Consider the following 1178-nt stretch of genomic DNA (forward strand, 5'->3'; position numbering starts at 1 on the left):
CAGACCCATGTGGGTTGTATGGTTAAGTGACTAAGCGTATACGGTGGATGCCTAGGCAATCAGAGGCGATGAAGGACGTGCTAACCTGCGATAAGTCGTGACGAGTCGGTAAGAGACTTTGACTCACGAATTTCCGAATGGGGAAACCCACTGACATAAGTCAGTATCTTTAACTGAATACATAGGTTAAAGAGGCGAACCCGGGGAACTGAAACATCTAAGTACCCGGAGGAAAAGAAATCAACCGAGATTCCCCTAGTAGCGGCGAGCGAACGGGGATTAGCCCTTAAGTACTTTGGAAGTTAGTGGAACAAGTTGGAAAGCTTGGCGATACAGGGTGATAGCCCCGTACATGAAAACGACCTTAGTGTGAAATCGAGTAGGACGGGACACGTGATATCTTGTCTGAATATGGGGGGACCATCCTCCAAGGCTAAATACTCCTGATTGACCGATAGTGAACCAGTACCGTGAGGGAAAGGCGAAAAGAACCCCTGTGAGGGGAGTGAAATAGAACCTGAAACCGTATACGTACAAGCAGTGGGAGCGGTACTTGTGACCGTGACTGCGTACCTTTTGTATAATGGGTCAGCGACTTACGTTTTGTAGCAAGGTTAACCGATAGGGGAGCCGTAGAGAAATCGAGTCTTAACTGGGCGTCCAGTTGCAAGGCGTAGACCCGAAACCCGGTGATCTATCCATGGGCAGGTTGAAGGTGCCGTAACAGGTACTGGAGGACCGAACCGACTAATGTTGAAAAATTAGCGGATGACTTGTGGATAGGGGTGAAAGGCCAATCAAACCGGGAGATAGCTGGTTCTCCTCGAAAGCTATTTAGGTAGCGCCTCGCGTCTCACCATTGGGGGTAGAGCACTGTTAAGGCTAGGGGGTCATCCCGACTTACCAACCCTTTGCAAACTCCGAATACCAATGAGTGCAATCGCGGGAGACACACGGCGGGTGCTAACGTCCGTCGTGGAAAGGGAAACAACCCAGACCGTCAGCTAAGGTCCCAAAGTGTATGTTAAGTGGGAAACGATGTGGGAAGGCTTAGACAGCTAGGATGTTGGCTTAGAAGCAGCCATCATTTAAAGAAAGCGTAATAGCTCACTAGTCGAGTCGGCCTGCGCGGAAGATGTAACGGGGCTAAACATACCACCGAAGCTACGGATGCATAG

The 1178-nt window shown here is 49.9% G+C and carries 1 rRNA gene; it reads left to right on the top strand.

Going from position 1 to position 1178, the window contains the following annotated elements:
* Positions 1 to 20: 20 nt before the first annotated feature.
* Positions 21 to 1178 (top strand): 23S ribosomal RNA (locus CLC93_RS17555); the annotation flags it as partial.

It is taken from the genome of Paraferrimonas sedimenticola (assembly GCF_002282855.1).
Classification (GTDB): domain Bacteria; phylum Pseudomonadota; class Gammaproteobacteria; order Enterobacterales; family Shewanellaceae; genus Paraferrimonas; species Paraferrimonas sedimenticola.